We start from the raw sequence: 17,589 nt of genomic DNA, 5'->3' as shown, positions 1-17,589 counted from the left end.
TCCTCTCAGAGCGGCCAGCCGGGCAGGCGCCCCGCGTGGAAGAGCCGGTTGCGGGGCGAGCCCGCCTCGAACTGGCTGGCTATCGGGAAGTAGCTGGGCAGGAACGCGGCCAGGGTGGCGTCCTGCTCGTCCTCGGAGATGTCCCCGTCGTGGAAGTCGTTGAGGCAGAAGACGTCGTTGGACCGTTCCGCGAGGAGGTGGTTGAGCCTCTTCACCTGCTCGCTGAGACCGACGTTGACGAATCCGCTGGAGATGCCGCCCGGCACGCTGCGGCCCGTGTAGTAGCCGAAGTAGTGGTGCAGCGACGAGGCGACGGACACGTCCGAGGGGTCGCGCAGCTGGTTGCGGGCGGTGGCGCCGAGCGCGTCCGGGAACTGCTTCTCCAGGTCGTACATGACGCTGCGGCGCAGGGGGTGCGGGGCGTGGATGAACGAGTTGACGAGGGTCCGGCCGAACATCCAGGCCACCAGCTGCCGGTTGTTCTTCGCCGCCATGCGGCTGAACTCGTCGCCCTCCGTGATGGGGTTCATCGGGATGGCGTTCGACGACATGAAGTGCTTCGACTGGCCGTTGCCGAGGAAGAACAGACCGGGCTGGAGGGGGCGGGCGGCGAAGACGTCGTCGTTGAAGTAGAGGAAGTGCTCCGCGAGTCCGTCGATGTGGTGCAGCCGGCTCTCGATGGCGTGCGAGTTGTACGTGGGCAACGCCCCTTCGCTGCCGAAGATCTCGGTGTGGTCCACCACGCGCACCCGGGGGTGGTGGGGGTCCAGCCACGTCGGGACCTGCCGGTCCGTGACCAGGTAGATGTTCCTGATCCAGGGGGCGTACATGTCCAGGGACCGCAGGGAGTACCGCAGTTCGTCGCGGTTGCGGAAGCGGGCCGCGCTGGTCGCCGCGTCCTCCGTCTCGATCCCCTTGGCGGCCAGCACCGCGTTCTTGCGCTCCAGCCAGGCGACGTCGGAGCCGTCGACCCAGGTGTAGACGGCGTCGACCGGGAACGCGATGTCGTGGTGCAGGGTGCCCGCGAACGCCTCCAGCGTCGGGTACTGCCGCCCGCCCAGGACCGTCGGCACCCGGCGCAGCGCGCTCTTGGGCACCCGTGACCCGATCAGGGTGCGGTACGGGGAGACGATGGTGCCGGAGTCCTCCGGGTCGTCCTCCCAGAACGCGACGGTGCAGCCGTAGGCAGCCCCGAGCCGCAGGGTGCGGGACGGTGTGACGACGCTCTGGTAGACGCGCACTCCGGCGCACTGCGTGCGCAGGTACTCGGTGGCGAGCCCGGCGAGCGTGGTGGCGACCGAGGTGTCGGCGTCGTTGAGCAGTGCCATGTACACGGCCTGCTTCGCGAAGTGCTGGGCGAGCGCCTTGAGGACGGCCTCGCGGTGGTCGGCGTGCACGGCGACGGTGTGCCGCACCTTCGTGGTCCGGGAGACGAAGTACGGGATGCGGGCCGCTTCCAGCGCGGCGGCCGTCATCGCCAGGTTCGCCTGGACGGTGTCGAAGGGGGTCTCCGCGTCGATCAGGCGGCACAGCTGTCCACCGTCGCGCACCAGGTCGCCGTTCTCCTTGAGGAGCCGCTCCTCGGTCTGCTGGAGCCGGCTGGAGTGCTGGGTGCTGCGCGGGGCGGCGGCCGCGGCCCGGACCTGGCCGCCCGCACCGGCGATCATGGCGTGCGCGGCGATCCGTTCGGCCTTCAGCGCGGCGCGGCGACCGCTCGCCCGGTCCGCCTCGAGGGTGGTGAGCAGGCCGTCCCACTGGTCGCCGGCCCGGAACCGCAGGGCCGCCTCGGCGGCGAGGCTGCCCATGCCCAGGCGCATCTCGGTGTTCTCGATCAGGTCGAGCAGCGAGGCGGCCAGGGCCTCCGTGTCCCCGGGAGTGGTGAGCAGGCCGGTGCGCCCCTCGTGCACGATCTCCCGCGGGGCGTGGGGACTGTCGTACGCCAGGACGGGCACTCCGGCGGCCTGGGCCTCGCGCAGCGCCAGTCCCACGGCGTCCTCGGTCGCGGTGCTCAGGGCGATGCTCGCCTTGGCCCACTCCTCGGCGAGGCTGGGCGGCGCCTCCCCCACGAACTGGACGGTTCCGTGCAGACCGAGCTGGTCCCGGTGGGCGGTGAGCCGGTTGCCGAGCGGGCCGTCACCGATGATCCGCAGGACCCAGGTGGGGTGCAGCGGGCTGACCCGCGCCCAGGCGGTCAGGGCGTCGGCGACACCGGAGCGCTCCTCCAGCCGGGCGGCCAGGGTCACCATCCGGGTCTCCAGTGTGGAGCGGGGCCGGAACCCCTCCGGGAGCGCGGGCGGGATCACCGCGAGCCGCGGGGCGCCGGCGCCGAACGTCTCGGTGTACCACTCGTGGGAGCGGGCGCACGCCAGCGCCACCGCGTCGCAGCGCGTGATGTGCCGGAGCAGGGGTTCGGCGGCGGGGCCGGCGACTTCCGGCGCGCTCAGTTCACAGTGGACCGTGAGGACGTGCGGCGGGGCGAACCGCGCGGCGTAGGCGAGCAGGGCCGGTGAGGTGGTGACGAGGACGTCGGCGTCGGCGTCCTGGAGCGCGTACTCCAGTTCGATGTCGGCGAGTCGGTGGAAGCGGTCGTCCCAGCGGCGTTCGACGACCTCGCTGGGCACCGCGCTCAGGGCGAGGCCGGTACCGGCGTCCAGGGTCGAGCGGCGTACGGGCCGGTGCTGGAGCGCCTCGACGAGGAACCTGACCGGCACCCGGGGGTCGGGCGGTGCGAAGCGCCGGCGCCGCGCCTTGAAGACGCTGATGACGCTGACCTCGTGCCGGTCGGCGAGCGCCCCGGCGTGACCGAGCACGGCTCGTTCCTCGCCGCCCAGCACATCGGCCTGGGTCAGCAGGAAGGCGATTCTCATGGGTTCCTCTGCTCCGCCCCGGCACCGTCACCGCAGGTGAACCGGAGGTTCCCGGCGGGGGTGTAGCGGGGTTCGATCATCATCAGGGTGTCGCGTCGCGGTGCCACGAGGATCTTCCGCATGGCGAACACCCGCCCCGGCGCCTGGACGTCGTGCAGCCGGCGTCCGAGACGCAGGGGCGCGCGGGCGTCCGTGTGGACGAGGACGTCCCAGTGCACGCGCCGGCTTCCGGTGGGGACCATCTCGGCCAGCGGGACGTCCACCCGCCAGACGCCGGGCTCCACTTCGTCCAGCGGGCGCGTCACACTGCGGCCGGCCGCGACGAACTCGGCCTGCCGGGCGTCGGAGCCGACTCCGAGCAGGCGCAGATCGACCTCGATGCGGGCGTGTTCGATGTGCACGGTGACCACCTCGGCGGCGGGCCGCGCCTTGGCGCACACCACGCGCACGTCACCGCGCACGGTCCGGCCGAGCCGGTAGCGGTCGGCGGTGACCGGCGACGACCTCATCGGGCCGGTCGTGCCCGTCGGGGGTTTCGTCAGCTCCGCGAGCAGCAGCGGGAACCGGCGGATCCGGCGCCCGGTGGCCACGTCCAGCCGCAGTTTCCAGCGCCCCGGGGTGACGGGTACTCCCCGGGTCCCGGTGCCCAGCAGCACCGCCGCGTCCACGAGGAAGCGGCCGTCGCCCCCGGCGTAGACCCGGGCGGGGACCCGGTGCCGGTGGCGCCGGCGCTGCACGACGATCTCGGCGTGGTCCGCCTCGGTCACCGAACCGGGCAGCTCGGCGTGCAGGTTGACGGTCTGGCCGTCCAGCAGGGCGGCGTAGCGCAGACGCGCGGTACGGCCGGCTCGGCGGGGCAGGAAGAGCCGGTTCATCAGCCAGGCACGCGGCCCGGCGAGCCGGACCGCGGCACGGCGCCGGACGGCGGCGAGAAGACGACGGGGCGCGCTCATCAGACAGCCGCCCCCTGCTCGACCTGGTGGCGCGCCGGGGACAGCGCCCGGTCGGGGAGTTCGTACGGGCTGGCGACGGGGAAGTAGGCGTCGAGGAAGCGGGCGACCATGCGGGTCTGCGCGTCCCGGTCCTCGGGGACGATCGTGTCGTTGATGCAGAAGGTGTCGAAGTCGCGCCGGGCGACCAGCCGGTTGAGCCGCTGCTGGGCGCGCTGCTCACCGATGTCGATGTAGACGTAGCGCAGGTCGCCGACCGTGGCCCGGGCCGAGTGGTAGGCGTAGTAGTGGTGCAGCGACGAGGCGACGGGCGTGTCGTGCGGGGAGCGGAACCGCGAGTGCTGCGTGACCCAGTGCGCCCGCGCGTAGACCTGCTCGATCTCGGCGAGGACGGAGCGCCTGAGGGCGTGCGGGGTGTGCTTCATCTTCTGCGAGACGAACGTGCCGAACTGCTGGGCGATCAGACCCCGGCTGTTCTTGCCGGCCGCGTTCACGGGCAGGTCGTCGGGGGAGATCTGCCCGGACGGGATCAGCGCCTTGGACATGAAGAATTTGGTCAGGCCATTGGGATGGAAGAACTGCTCGGGGCGGACCGGCCGTCCGAAGAACACGTCGTCGTTCAGGTAGAGGAAGTGTTCGGCGAGGTCCGGGATGTGGTGCAGCTGGCTCTCGATGGCGTGGGAGTTGAAGGTCGGCAGAGCGCGGGAGTCGGAGAAGATCTCCCGGTGGTCCACCACCCGCAGGCCCGGGTACTCGGTGTCGAGCCAGTCGGGCACCTGCCCCGCGGTCACCAGGAAGATGTTGCGGACCCAGGGGACGAACTGGTGGATCGAGCGCAGGGAGTACCGCAGTTCGTCGCGGCTGGTGTACCGGGCGTCGTTGTCGGCCTGCTCGTGCAGCGAGGTGGAGCCGCCGTCGTACTGCCGGCGTACGGCGTCCTTGTTCGCTCTCCAGACGGGGTCGGAGTCGTCGACCCAGGTGTAGACGATGTCGATCGGGTAACGGTGGTCGCCGATCAGGGCGGCCGTGAACTCGGGCAGCGTACGGGTCCGGCCGGTGCCGTAGAGGAACGGGACGGGGCTGAACAGGCGCTGCTCGGCGAGTCGCCGTTCCCCGTCCACCGGGGTGCTGGTGATCACGGAGTTGGGGCGGGGCGCGACGAGCTCGCCGTCCTCCTGCGCCCAGAACTCCAGCTCGCAGCCGGACTCGTGGCCGAAGGCGAGGTTCTCCGTGGGGTCGCACACGACCCAGGCCACGTTCAGCACCTTCTGGGAGCGCAGTTTCCGCCAGGCCTGTGCGGACGAGCCGGCACGGGACTGGCCCCCGGATGCGGCGCGGACGTATCCCGGGTCGCGGCTGCAGACCAACTGGAGGACGGCCTCGACGTCCTCGCGGAGCGCCGCGGGCACGGCCACTGCAGGAACGGTTCCTCCCGTGCCGCGCACGGCGAAGTACTCGATCTCCGCCTCTTCGAGGATGGCCACGAGCAGATGGAGGTTGCGCGCCCTGGCGGCCCATTCGGTGGCGCCGGGCACGACCATGGCCCGCACGTGCTGACCGTCGAGGCGGATCACCCGCAGGACGGCCCCTGCGCCGCGCCGGGCGGGACCGCCGGCCGCCCCGAGGACGGCCCTGGCCAGGGCGGTGCGCATGGCGTCCGCCGCCGTCAGGATCCGCATGACCCCCTGGCGCAGCGGACGGGGGATCCGGCGGACGATGCGCCGCCGGGCCCGTACCGGCACCAGTGACCGGTAGGTCGAAACGAGCGCGCTCGCCTCAGGATTACCCGGGCTCACCCCAACTCCTCAGCACCTTGGAAAGGGCTGAGACCCCCCTCATGCCCCGTACAGACGATTCAGCTCGCCCGCCGCTCGCTTTCGGACGAACGGATCAGGCCACCGGATCTTCACATCTTGGTCAACTCATTGTCTAGCTGTTTTCTTACCTGTGAGATGTGTGTCACTTACATTTTCTTCAACTGTGCTTCACCCGGTCACACCCGGACGGCCCTGCCCAGCACCAGCCCCGCCTCGGCCGACTGGCGCGCCACGCACAGGGCGCCCGCCTCGTCCAGGAAGGCCAGGACCACCCGCCCGTGCGCGTCCCGGGCCAGCGCGGGACCGTGCGCACAGCGCTCCCCGGAGGGCGACCACCACACGCCGCCGCCCTCGTTCTCCGTGCCGAAGGCCGCGAGCGCGACCTCCCCCGCCTGGTCGCGCGCGGCGAGCACCGTGCAGTCGTACCCGCCGAGAGCGGTCCGCAGGGCCGCGATCCGGCCCACGGCGGGTGCCCCGCCCAGCGGGATGACCCAACTGCCGGGACGGTGCGCGACGATCCCGCCGGTCGCCGCGTCCGTCCAGTAGAAGGTCACCCGGTCCTGGGCGGTCTCCAGCACGGCGGGGCTGCCCTCGGCCACGGAGACGGCCAGGTTGGGGCAGCGCTCCGGGTCGCCGTCCGGCTCGGACTGGGACCAGCGCATCGCGGGACCCTCCCCCGGCACGAACAGCTCGATCCGGCCGGTGCCGGTGGCGGCGGCCGTCATGCCCGGCCGGACGCCACCGCCGCGCAGGTCCCGCCAGGGTTCCCAGCGTCCGTCCGGCGCCTCCCGGCGCAGGCAGACCCCGCCACCCGCGTTGCGGACGAACACGTGCACCCGCCCCGACGCGCTCACGGCCGCGGCCGGTGCCGCCACCAGCGCCGCGCGCTCCGGGGTCCGGCCGGGATTCCCCATCGAGCGCCACTCGGTGACCGGCCTGCCGGTCTGGTACTGCACCGCGTGCACGATGTCGACGGGGGCGGAGCCGCCCGGTTCCCGCCGGGCGACCAGGTGCACATAACCGTCGGCCCCCTGGGCGGCCGACACCTCCGTGACGCCGGGGGCGGCGAAGAAGTCCGGCCCGGTCCACTCCGGTCCGCCGGGGCGCGCCTCGGTCCAGCGCAACAGCCCGCCGTCGGTGCGCGCGTAGGCGGTGAGTCTCCCGTCGCGACCGCGCAGCAGCCAGCGGCCGTCCACCACACCGACGGCCCGGGGACCTTCGTACGGCACCCGGCCCGCGGCCCCTCGCGGTGCGCCGGCTCCTCGCGGTGCGCCCGCGCGTCCGCGCCCGGCGCGCCCGGTCCTGGCCCCCATCCGGTGCCCCCCTCTTCCCGTTCCTCCGGCAGCCCCCGTCGGCGCCGACCGCCTCCCCGGCCTCCCAGAAAGTCACTCGCCCGAGGGTCTGCCTTCATGTTTTCGTCACTCCGACCGCACAACTGTCCGGACGGGGTGTCTATAGTGCAACGTCATCCGGCAGATCACGGACCGGCCCTCCCCCACCCGAGTCCCCACGCCACCGCATTCGCCCTCCGGGGCACGACACATGAGGACTCGAACCAGGATGAGCCACGTATCGACGCCGTCAGCCGACGACACCGACGGCACCACCGGGGCCGGCGGCGGGCGCGGCCGCAGGCGTGGGCGAACCGGCAAGCGCCGGACCGGCCGCTGGATCCTGCTCTCCCTGGCCGTGCTGGTCCTCGCCGGGGCCGGCACCGTCTACTGGCTCTACAGCGGGATCGACGGCAACATCAAGGGCGTCGACATCAACAGGTCGATCGGCGACGACCGGCCGGAGAAGCTGCCCACCTCGGGCCAGAACGTGCTGATCCTGGGCTCCGACTCACGGGCCGGGGCCAACGCGAAGCTGGACGACGCCAAGGTGTCCGGCGCCCGTTCCGACACCGCGCTCGTGATGCACATACCCGAGGGCCGCAAGCAGGCCGTCGCCGTCAGCATCCCGCGCGACACCCTCGTGACCCGCCCCGAGTGCACCAAGGCGGACGGCACCCAGGTCGCCTCCGCGAAGCGCGTGATGTTCAACTCCATCTACTCGCAGGTCGGTCCGGCCTGCGTGGTCAAGACGGTGGAGCAGATGTCCGGTGTCCGCATGGACCACTACGTCGAGGTCGACTTCGCCGGCTTCAAGGGCCTGGTGGACGCGATAGGCGGGGTGACCGTCACCGTCGACCAGGACATCCACGACTCCTCCAGCGGCCTGAACATCACCAAGGGCACCCACCGGCTGAACGGCACCCAGGCCCTCCAGTTCGTCCGCACCCGGCACGGCATCGGCGACGGCAGCGACCTCGGCCGGATAGGCCTCCAGCAGCAGTTCATGATCGCGCTGCTCTCGGAGATCCAGAAGCAGGACCTGCTGGGCAGCCCGGTCAAGGCCTACAAGATCGCCGACAAGCTGACCGCCGCGCTCACCACCGACTCCGAACTCGCCTCCCTCACCAAGCTCGCCGAGTTCGGCCGCAGCCTGAACGGCGTCAGCCCGTCGACCATGGAGACGATCATGCTCCCGGTGGCGTACGACAAGATCGACCCGAACCGCGTGGTGGCCGCCGAACCGCAGGCGGCCACGCTCTGGAAGGCGATCCGCACCGACACCGCCATCCCGGAGTCGGCGAAGAAGTCCCCTGCCACCGGCGGCAACTGACGTCTCGTCAGGTTGCTGTCAGACCTCGCGCCAGGCCTGCAGGGCCAGCCCCGGTTCGTCCTTGCGTCGGGTGAGGAGGAGCTGGCCGGTGGCCGGGGACAGGGTCGCCGCGGTGACGCGGCCGGACTCGTCCGTGGTGAGGGCGACCGTCGCGTCCGCGGGGAGCTGCGGACCGGACTCGGCCCACCAGGCACCGGCCCGCTCGTCCTCGGTGGGGTAGGCGGCGAAGGCGACCTTGCCGCTCGCCGAACGCTGGGCGAGCAGGGTGCAGTCGTGGCCGTCCAGTTCGCAGCGGATCGCCGCGACCGGGCCGGGGCCGGCCGACGGCAGCAGCGCGGCGGACTTGCCGCCGGGGCGCCAGGCGCAGAGGTCGCCGGCGGCGTCCGTGTAGTAGAGGGTCGTGCTCCCGGGCGAGGTGGCGAGGGCGGCGAGGGTGCCCGGCCGGACCGGTGCCTCCAGGGCCTCCTGGAGCACGGGCGCACCGCCCGGCTCCTCCTGACGCCAGTACAGGATCCCGTCGGGTACGGCCGCGTAGACCTCGACACGCCCCGACGCACCGGTCACCGCCGCGAGCCCGTCCTCGACCAGCCGCCCCTTCAGGTCGCGCCAGGGGTCCCAGCCGCCCTTCTCCTTCTGGGCGACCATGCTCACGCCGCGCCCCGGGTTGCGGACGAACACGTGGGCGCGGCCCTCCGCGTCCACCGCTACCGCCGGGGTGCCGGTGACATCGCCCTTCTTCGCCGGGTGGCCGATCGGCTGCCAGTCCATGGCGGCCAGATGAGGGCGGTAGTGGGTCGAGTGGACGAGGCCCGACTCACCCTTGACGGTCGGCCGCCAGGCCACCAGGTGGGCGTACCCGTCGTCGCCCCGGCCCACCGAGAAGCCGGGGTGCAGCCGCTGCTCGCCGCCCATCCGCCGGGGGGCACCCCAGGGACCGTCGGGTCCGCGTTCCGCCCGGCACAGCACGGCGTCACCCGACGGCAGATACACACTGAGCCGGCCGTCACGGCCGCGATGGAGCCAGTCGCCGTTCACCGCTTCACTGTAAGCGGGGCCGTCCCGGGCCGTGGGTCGGCCCCTGGCGTGCGAGGCTTGGAGCATGGATGAGGAAGCTCCCCTGCTGGTGATCGTCGACGGCGCGAACGTCGTCGGGTCGCGGCCGGACGGCTGGTGGCGGGACCGCAGGGGCGCCGCCGAGCGGCTGCGGGACCGGCTCGCCGAGCGGGGGTTGCCGGGCCGTCCGACCCCGGTGGAGCTGGTGCTCGTCGTGGAGGGCGCGGCCCGTGGGGTGGCGTCGGTGCCCGGGGTACGGGTGGAGTCGGCGCCGGGCAGCGGAGACGACCGGATCGTGGAACTGGCCGCCGAGCAGCCCGGCCGCCCTCGCCTGGTCATCACCGCCGACCGTGAACTACGACGCCGGGTCACGGAGTTGGGAGCGGAAGTGATCGGCCCCAGCGCCCTCCTGCGGTGACCGGGACGACCACCGGCGGCCCGCAGCCGGACCGGCCCCGGCGCCACGGCCGCGGGCTGCGCGCGGTGCTCCGCCGCCCGGAACCCGAGGCCCTGCGACCGCCGGCGTCCCCGGTGATCCCCCGACCAGTTCGGTCGCAGCGAACCGAATGCCCGCGCCGCTGCTCTCCGCCGGGCCCCTAGCGCCCCGCCTTGGCGCCCGGCGCCGCCGGCCAAGACAGCCGGTCTTCGCGAGCCGCGTCACTCCCCCGGCGCTCTGACGTACAGCAGCGCTCCGTCCACCTCGCCCGCCTGTTCGTAGTCGGCCGTGAGCAGGCGGCGCAGGGTCGGGATGCGGTCGGGGGCGTACGGCTTGCCCCGGGAGTCGTCGATCACCAGGGTCGGCGGGCGGGCGGCCAGTTCCGCCCGGAAGACCGGCCAGGTACCGGCCACGGCGTACTTCTCGCCGACCTGCGGTCCGTCCCGGCCGCCGCTGAAGTTGGTGAGGAGACCGGCGGTGAGGTAGCGGGTGGCGGGGGCGCGGCCGGCGAGCCAGTACGTCTCCGGGTGTATGCCCCAGACCAGGACCCTGTCCCCGGGCGCGCTGCGGCGGTCCAGGGCGAGCGCCAGCCGCTGGGCGTGGGCGAGTTCGGTGCGCGGGGCGCACAGTCCCCAGGTCAGGAACAGGGCGCAGGCGCAGCTGGACGTGAGGACGGCGGCCGCGACCCGTTCCCGCGGCAGGACCTGGAGCGCGGCGGTGGCCAGCAGCGCCAGGGGCGGGGTGAGTTGCAGGAAGTAGTGGCCGAAGAAGTGGAAACCGAGGGTGACGGCGGCCGCCGAAGCGGCCAGCCACAGCCACAGGTCGGCGGCCCCGGTCCGGGCGATGCGCAGGGCGCGTACGACCGGCGGCAGCAGACCCGCACAGGCCGCGGTCAGGATCGCGGTGTTGGTCAACGCCCGTCCCAGCACGTGGAGTTCGGAACCGGCGAAGGAGGCGTAGGCGCCGGATCCGGTGACCGTCCAGAAGGCGAAGCCGGCCGGGTCGGTGGCCAGGGCCGCGCCCAGCACCGGCAGGACCGCGCCGGCCGCCAGTCGCAGCGTGGCCGCGCGCGCGTCGCCGTACCGGTGCAGGAGCCACACCACCGGCAGCAGGACCGCGCCGCCGGTCTGCTTGGTGAGGACGGCGCACGCGACGGCCACCCCGGCGGCGGCCCAGCGGCGACGGTCGGCGCACCACATCGCGGCCGCCGTGCAGGGCAGTATGAACACCTCGAAGGTGGCCGCCTGGGCGTCCTCGGGGTTGAGTCCGACGGAGACCAGCAGGTACAGCACCCCGGCGGTACGGCCCGCGCGGTCGCCCCAGCGGCGCCGGGCGAGCGAGGCCAGCAGTGCGGCGGTGGTCAGCTGCGCGAGGACGGCGAGGACCCGGACCGGGGCGAGCGAGCCGGACCCGAAGACCGCGAACACCCCCTCGTACAGCCAGGGCAGCAGGGGCGGCTTGCGGTCCACGACCGTCTGGTACAGCTGCCCGCCGCGCGCCAGCATCCCCGCCTGTACGGCGAGGTAGCCCTCGTCGGGGTTCCACAGCGGCCGGACGAAGGACGGCACCCTGGTCACGCAGGCCAGCACGGTGAGCGACGGCAGCAGCCGGGTCCAGTACCCCTTCCGTACGACTACGGACCGTGGCTGGGCGAGGGGCGCGACGAGCATGGAGTGCACGCTATCCGCCCCGCGGTCCCGTCAGGACGGGACATACGGGGCCCCAGGGTGAGCCTGGTGATTACGGAGCGTCCGCCGGGGTGCGCTGCGGCCCGGCGAGGCGGCTGTGCGTGCGGCCGTAGAAGAAGTAGACGACGAAGCCGATGACCATCCAGACGGCGAACCGCAGCCAGGTCTCGGCGGGCAGGTTGAGCATCAGCCACAGCGAGGCCAGCACGGACAGGATCGGCAGCACCGGCACCCACGGGGTGCGGAAGGACCGCTCCAGGTCGGGGCGGGTGTTGCGCAGGATGATCACGCTGATCGCGACGACGATGAACGCGAAGAGCGTGCCGATGTTCACGAGTTCGGCGAGTTCGCTGAGACTGGTGAAGCCGGCCACGATCGCGATGATGACGCCCAGCAGGATGGTCGGCCGGTACGGGGTGCGGAATTTCGGGTGGGTGTGCGAGAAGAACCTGGGCAGCAGCCCGTCCCGGCTCATCGCGAAGAACACCCGGGACTGGCCGAGCAGCAGGATCATGCACACGGTGGTGAGGCCGACGGCGGCGCCGAAACTGATCAGACCGGCGAACCAGGGGTGCCCGGTGGCCTTGAACGCGTCGGCGAGCGGGGCGTCCACGGACAGGGCGGTGTACTTCTGCATGCCGGTGACCACGATGGCCACGGCCACGTACAGCGCGGTGCAGATGATGAGGGAGCCGATGATGCCGCGTGGCACGTCGCGCTGCGGGTTGCGGGTCTCCTCGGCGGCGGTGGCCACGACGTCGAAGCCGATGAAGGCGAAGAAGACGACCGACGCGGCGGTGAAGATGCCCATCACACCGAAGTTGGACGGCGCCCAGCCGATCATCAGCTGGATCAGCGGCGCCTTGAGGTTGCCGCCGGCCGGCACGGCCTGCTGCGGCGGGATGAAGGGGCTGTAGTTGCCGCTGTGGATGAAGAAGGCGCCCGCGATGATGACGACCAGGACGACGGCGACCTTGATGGCGACGACGACGGAGGTGACCCGGGCGGAGAGCTTCATGCCGACGACGAGGATCGCGGTGAGGACGAGGACGAGGGCGGCGGCGAGGATGTCGAAGCCGAAGCCGTGGGCGCCGTCCCTGCCGCTGAGGTACGCCGGCAGGTGCCAGCCGGCGTTGTCCAGCAGCGAGTGGATGTACCCCGACCAGCCGACGGCGACCACCGCGGTGCCCAGCGCCAGTTCGAGGACCAGGTCCCAGCCGATGATCCAGGCGGGGAACTCGCCGAGCGAGGCGTAGGAGAAGGTGTACGCGGAGCCGGCCACCGGGACGGTGGAGGCGAACTCCGCGTAGCACAGCGCGGCCAGGCCGCAGACGACGCCGGCCACCACGAAGGACAGGGCGACCGCGGGCCCCGCGTTGTTCCTGGCGGCGGTGCCGGTCAGGACGAAGATGCCGGTGCCGATGATGACACCCACGCCGAAGACCGTGAGGTCCAGGGCCGAGAGCGACTTCTTGAGCGCGTGCTCCGGTTCCTCGGTGTCCTTGATGGACTGCTCGACGTTCTTGGTCCTGAAGAGGGTACTGCTCACGTGCCTACCTCCCACGTTTGTCGTCCTCGACATGATCGAGAGGGCCGGGGATGCGTATGCCCGGCAAGGGAAGGTTCACGCAGATGGGCCGGTCTCGCCACCGGAGAGGTGGGACCGGCCCATCGGGATGGTGCGGGACAGCGCTGGGGTGCGGGCCGGTGGGGGCCGGTCGCGCAGTTCCTCCCCCAGCCTCCGGCCGGGGGTACCCCCAGCGCCCCTTTCAGGGGCGTTTCACCCCTAGTCTCGTGCAGGCTCCACGGAATCGACATCCGTCGGCTGACCGTCCAGCTTGGCCACCAGGCCCGTGACCTGGCGGGCGATGTCGGGGGCCGTCAGGCCGATCTCCGCCATGATCTCGGGGCGGGAGGCGTGGTCCAGGAAGCGGGGCGGGATGCCGAAGTCGCGGAGCGGGACGTCCACGCCCGCGTCCCGCAGGGCCTGGGCGATGCTGGAGCCCACGCCGCCGACGCGGACGTTGTCCTCCACGGTGACGACCACCCGGTGCCGCTCGGCCAACGGGGCCATCGCCTCGTCCACCGGCTTCACCCAGCGGGGGTCCACCACCGTGGTGGAGATGCCCTGCTTGTCGAGGAGCCCGGCGATCTCCAGGCACATCGGCGCGAGGGCGCCCACGGAGACCAGGAGGACGTCCGGGGTGTCGGTGCCCGGCTCGCGCAGCACGTCCATGCCGCCCACCTTGCCCACGGCGGGTACGGCGGGGCCGACGGCGCCCTTGGAGAAGCGGACGACGGTCGGGGCGTCGTCGACCTCGACGGCCTCGCGCAGCTGGGCGCGGACCTGGTCGGCGTCGCGCGGGGCGGCGAGCCTGAGACCAGGGACGACCTGGAGGATCGACATGTCCCACATGCCGTTGTGGGAGGCGCCGTCGGTGCCGGTGACACCGGCCCGGTCCAGGACGAAGGTCACCCCGCAGCGGTGCAGGGCCACGTCCATCAGGACCTGGTCGAAGGCGCGGTTGAGGAAGGTGGCGTACACGGCGAAGACCGGGTGCAGGCCCGCGGTGGCGAGGCCGGCGGCGGAGACGGCGCCGTGCTGTTCCGCGATGCCGACGTCGTAGATCCGCTCCGGGAAGGTGTCCGCGAACTTCTTCAGGCCGACCGGCTGGAGCATGGCCGCTGTGATGGCGACGATGTCCGCGCGTTCCTTGCCGAGCTCGACCATCTCGTCGCCGAAGACGGAGGTCCAGTCGGCGCCGGAGACCTTGACCGGCAGGCCGGTGTCGGGGTGGATGGGGCCGATCCCGTGGAAGCGGTCGGCCTCGTCCTGGAGGGCGGGCTGGTAGCCGCGGCCCTTCTCGGTGAGGCAGTGCACGATCACCGGGCCGCCGAACCGCTTGGCGCGGGCCAGGGCCGACTCCAGGGCCTCGATGTCGTGGCCGTCGATGGGGCCGACGTACTTCAGGCCGAGGTCCTCGAACATGCCCTGCGGGGCGATGAAGTCCTTGAGCCCCTTCTTGGCGCCGTGCAGGGTGTCGTAGAGCGGCCGGCCGACGACCGGGGTGCGCTCCAGGAGGTCCTTGCCGCGGGCCAGGAAGCGCTCGTAGCCGTCGGTGGTGCGCAGGGTGGCCAGGTGGTTGGCGAGGCCGCCGATGGTCGGGGCGTACGAGCGCTCGTTGTCGTTGACGACGATGACCAGCGGGCGGTCCTTGGCGTCGGCGATGTTGTTCAGCGCCTCCCAGGCCATTCCGCCGGTGAGGGCGCCGTCGCCGATCACCGCGACCACGTGGCTGTCGCGTTCGAGCAGCTGGTTGCCCTTGGCGATGCCGTCGGCCCAGCCGAGCACCGTGGAGGCGTGGCTGTTCTCGATGACGTCGTGCTCGGACTCGGCCTGCGAGGGGTAGCCGGACAGGCCGCCCTTCTGCTTGAGCCTGGAGAAGTCCTGGCGGCCGGTGAGCAGCTTGTGCACGTAGGACTGGTGGCCGGTGTCCCAGAGCACCTTGTCCTTCGGCGACTCGAAGACGCGGTGCAGGGCGATGGTGAGCTCGACCACGCCCAGGTTGGGACCGAGGTGTCCGCCGGTCTTGGAGACCGCGTCCACGAGGAAGCTCCGGATCTCCTCCGCCAGCTGGACCAGCTCCTCGGTGCTGAGCCGGTCCAGATCGCGCGGTCCCCTGATACGGGTCAGCAGCGGCACCCGTGCCTCCTTGCAGTAGAGCTGATCGAGCTGTTGCCGGGCTCGTCGAGTCTAATGTTCCGCCCAGGCGGCCGACGCGCGGGCTGTACGTCATACGTCACGCGAACGGCAGTACCCATCGAAGGGGTTCCTGAGACACGGCTGTGCCCGGCACCTTCGCGGTGCCGGGCACAGCCACGCCCCTGAGAGAGGCGCTCGGCGCTATCCGCGTCCCGCCGCCTTCTGGCTCTTGCGGGAGACGGAGTCGATGACGACCGCGCCCAGCAGAACACCACCGGTGATCATGTACTGGATCGACGTGTTCATGTTCAGCAGGTCGAGGCCGGTCTGGATGGACTGGATGACCAGCATGCCCAGGAGGGCCGACCACACCGAACCCCGGCCGCCGAACAGCGACGTACCACCGATGACCGCCGCCGCGATGGCGAGCATCAGCGTGTTGCCGCCACCCGCGTTGAGCGTCGCGCTCGCCGTCTGACCGGCGAAGAACATACCGCCGATCGCCGCGAAGCCACCGGAGATCGCGAAGACCGTGATGCGGACCAGCGGCACGCTGATACCCGCACGGCGAGCCGCCTCGATGCCGCCGCCGACCGCGAAGACCTTGCGGCCGAACGTCGTACGACGCAGCACGAAGTCGACGATCACCAGGGAGGCCAGGAAGATCACCAGCGCGTTGGAGACACCCGCCGCGCTGTTCAGGACGGCCGCGGCCACGAAGGACGCGATCGCGAGCAGGGCGACGCGGACGATGATCTCGCTGGTGGGCCGGAACGGCACACCCGCGGCCCGGCGCCGGCGCTGCTCGTTGAACTGGCCCAGGGCCGACAGGACGACACCGAGGCCGGCCAGCAGGTAGGCGCCGATGATGGCCTGGTCCATGAAGAAGGACGACTGGCCGAGGACGTGCACCGGGCCGGAGTCGGCCGGGATGTTGATCGTGCCGCTGTCGCCGAGCAGCCACAGCATCAGACCGTTCCAGCCGAGGAAGCCGGCCAGGGTGACCACGAACGCGGGGACGCCGATCCTGGCGAAGAACCAGCCGTGCAGCGCGCCGATGCCGACACCGGTGATGATCGTGAGGATCAGGGCGAGCCACTGGTTCATCCCGTGGTTGACCACGAAGACGGCGAACACGGTGGAGGCCAGGCCGCTGACCGAGCCGACGGACAGGTCGATCTCGCCGAGCAGCAGCACGAACACCAGGCCGATGGCGAGCATGCCGGTGGCCGAGAGGAAGTAGCTGATGTTGGAGAGGTTGTCCGCGCTGAGGAACAGGCTGTTCTTCAGCTGGAAGATCGTCCAGATGATGATCAGGCCGATGACCACCGGCAGCGAGCCCAGCTCGCCGCCCTTCACCTTGCGCTTGAACTCGGTGACGTAGCCCTTGAGGCCCTCTTCACGGACCAGCAGCCGCGGGTCGACGACCGCGACACCGGCGGCCGTGGGGTCCTCGGCCGGTGCGGGGACCTTGGCGGTCGCCGCGGCGGTGGCCGCGGCGGCGTCGGCGGCCGCGCTCTTCTCGACCTTGGGCGACTCGTCGCCCTGCACGGTCTTGTTGGATGTCTCGCTCACTTTGCCGCCTCCGTGGTGCGACGCTCCGCACGACGGGTCACGGCGTTGTCCGTGGCACCCGTGATCGCGGCGATGATCTCTTCGTGGCTGGTGCTCTTCACGGGGAAGGAGCCGTTGTTCTTGCCCAGGCGCAGCACGGCGACGGTGTCCGCGACCGCCTTGACGTCGGCCATGTTGTGGCTGATGAGGATGACGCCGAGGTCGCGCTCGCGCAGCCGCTCGACGAGGTCGAGGACCTGCGCGGTCTGCTCGACACCGAGGGCGGCGGTGGGCTCGTCGAGGATGACGACCTTGGGGTCGCCGATCAGGGCGCGGGCGATGGCCACCACCTGGCGCTGACCGCCGGAGAGGCTGGCGATCGGGATGCGCACGCTCGGGATCCGGATGGAGAGCGTGGACAGCAGCTCGCGGGCCTGCTTCTCCATCGTCACCTCGTCGATGACGCCGCGGTGCAGCAGCTCACGGCCGAGGAAGAGGTTGCCGACCACGTCGAGGTTGTCGCAGAGCGCGAGGTCCTGGTAGACCGTCGCGACGCCGAGCCCCTGGGCGTCGTGCGGCTTGTTGATGCTGACCGGCTTGCCCTCCCACTCGATGACGCCCTCATCGATGGGGTGCACACCCGCGATCGTCTTGACCAGGGTCGACTTTCCTGCGCCGTTGTCGCCCACCAGGGCGACCACTTCTCCGGCGTGGACCTCCAGTTCGACGTCGGTGAGTGCCTGCACCGCACCGAACCTCTTGGAGACTCCGCGCAACGCCAGCACGGGCGTAGCGGACACGTGAACCATCTCCTTCGCCGCCTGACCGGCGGGGATGCCGCGCTTGCTGATCAGGCG

At 71.7% G+C, this 17,589-nt stretch carries 12 protein-coding genes; 2 read left to right on the top strand and 10 right to left on the bottom strand.

Features of this window, described 5'->3' with window-relative positions:
- Positions 1-5: 5 nt before the first annotated feature.
- The 4 genes from AB0G52_RS01890 to AB0G52_RS01875 form a co-directional block, all read right to left on the bottom strand.
- On the bottom strand, positions 6-2,867 hold the full coding sequence (locus AB0G52_RS01890; protein WP_361332768.1) for a stealth conserved region 3 domain-containing protein: 2,862 nt from the start codon (positions 2,865-2,867) through the stop codon (positions 6-8).
- Complete coding sequence (locus tag AB0G52_RS01885; protein ID WP_361332765.1) at positions 2,864-3,820, bottom strand: hypothetical protein; 957 nt, start codon at positions 3,818-3,820, stop codon at positions 2,864-2,866. The genes AB0G52_RS01890 and AB0G52_RS01885 overlap by 4 nt, the downstream gene beginning before the upstream one ends.
- The gene (locus AB0G52_RS01880) at positions 3,820-5,496 is read right to left on the bottom strand and encodes a stealth family protein (protein ID WP_132890186.1); all 1,677 of its coding nucleotides are present in this window, start codon (positions 5,494-5,496) and stop codon (positions 3,820-3,822) included. Before AB0G52_RS01880 ends, AB0G52_RS01885 begins: the two co-directional genes overlap by 1 nt.
- Before the next feature lie 314 nt (positions 5,497-5,810).
- Complete coding sequence (locus AB0G52_RS01875) at positions 5,811-6,863, bottom strand: hypothetical protein (RefSeq protein ID WP_361332762.1); 1,053 nt, start codon at positions 6,861-6,863, stop codon at positions 5,811-5,813.
- A gap of 331 nt (positions 6,864-7,194) precedes the next feature.
- Between AB0G52_RS01875 and AB0G52_RS01870 the strand changes: the two genes are divergently transcribed.
- Positions 7,195-8,298 (top strand): LCP family protein, encoded by a 1,104-nt coding sequence (locus AB0G52_RS01870; RefSeq protein ID WP_132890142.1) that lies wholly within the window; start codon positions 7,195-7,197, stop codon positions 8,296-8,298.
- Between the two features lie 18 nt (positions 8,299-8,316).
- Here the strand turns inward: AB0G52_RS01870 and AB0G52_RS01865 are convergent, their stop codons facing one another.
- Positions 8,317-9,333 carry a hypothetical protein gene (locus tag AB0G52_RS01865; RefSeq protein ID WP_132890143.1) on the bottom strand — a complete coding sequence of 339 codons (1,017 nt, stop codon included), beginning with the start codon at positions 9,331-9,333 and terminating at the stop codon, positions 8,317-8,319.
- 64 nt (positions 9,334-9,397) lie between these two features.
- On the opposite strand from AB0G52_RS01865, the gene AB0G52_RS01860 reads away from it, so the two are divergent.
- A complete protein-coding gene (locus tag AB0G52_RS01860) occupies positions 9,398-9,769 on the top strand; it encodes an NTP pyrophosphohydrolase (RefSeq protein ID WP_132890144.1) in 372 nt (123 codons plus the stop codon).
- 239 nt (positions 9,770-10,008) lie between these two features.
- Here AB0G52_RS01860 and AB0G52_RS01855 read toward each other — a convergent pair whose 3' ends face one another.
- The 5 genes from AB0G52_RS01855 to AB0G52_RS01835 all read right to left on the bottom strand — a co-directional run bounded on the left by AB0G52_RS01855 (position 10,009) and on the right by AB0G52_RS01835 (position 17,541).
- On the bottom strand, positions 10,009-11,457 hold the full coding sequence (locus tag AB0G52_RS01855; protein ID WP_361332758.1) for a glycosyltransferase family 39 protein: 1,449 nt from the start codon (positions 11,455-11,457) through the stop codon (positions 10,009-10,011).
- 70 nt (positions 11,458-11,527) lie between these two features.
- On the bottom strand, positions 11,528-13,024 hold the full coding sequence (locus AB0G52_RS01850) for an amino acid permease (protein WP_132890146.1): 1,497 nt from the start codon (positions 13,022-13,024) through the stop codon (positions 11,528-11,530).
- A 237-nt stretch (positions 13,025-13,261) separates the two neighbouring features.
- Positions 13,262-15,178, bottom strand: a complete 1,917-nt coding sequence (gene dxs / locus AB0G52_RS01845; protein WP_132890147.1) for a 1-deoxy-D-xylulose-5-phosphate synthase — start codon at positions 15,176-15,178, stop codon at positions 13,262-13,264.
- Positions 15,179-15,379: 201 nt separating this feature from the next.
- Positions 15,380-16,753: a sugar ABC transporter permease gene (locus tag AB0G52_RS01840; RefSeq protein WP_207921783.1), complete on the bottom strand. Its 1,374-nt coding sequence runs from the start codon at positions 16,751-16,753 to the stop codon at positions 15,380-15,382.
- The gene (locus tag AB0G52_RS01835) at positions 16,750-17,541 is read right to left on the bottom strand and encodes an ATP-binding cassette domain-containing protein (RefSeq protein ID WP_132890148.1); all 792 of its coding nucleotides are present in this window, start codon (positions 17,539-17,541) and stop codon (positions 16,750-16,752) included. Before AB0G52_RS01835 ends, AB0G52_RS01840 begins: the two co-directional genes overlap by 4 nt.
- Positions 17,542-17,589: the final 48 nt, after the last annotated feature.

Source organism: Streptomyces sp. NPDC021562, from assembly GCF_040640875.1.
GTDB lineage: Bacteria > Actinomycetota > Actinomycetes > Streptomycetales > Streptomycetaceae > Streptomyces.
This window is presented reverse-complemented; position numbering and strand designations above follow the sequence as displayed.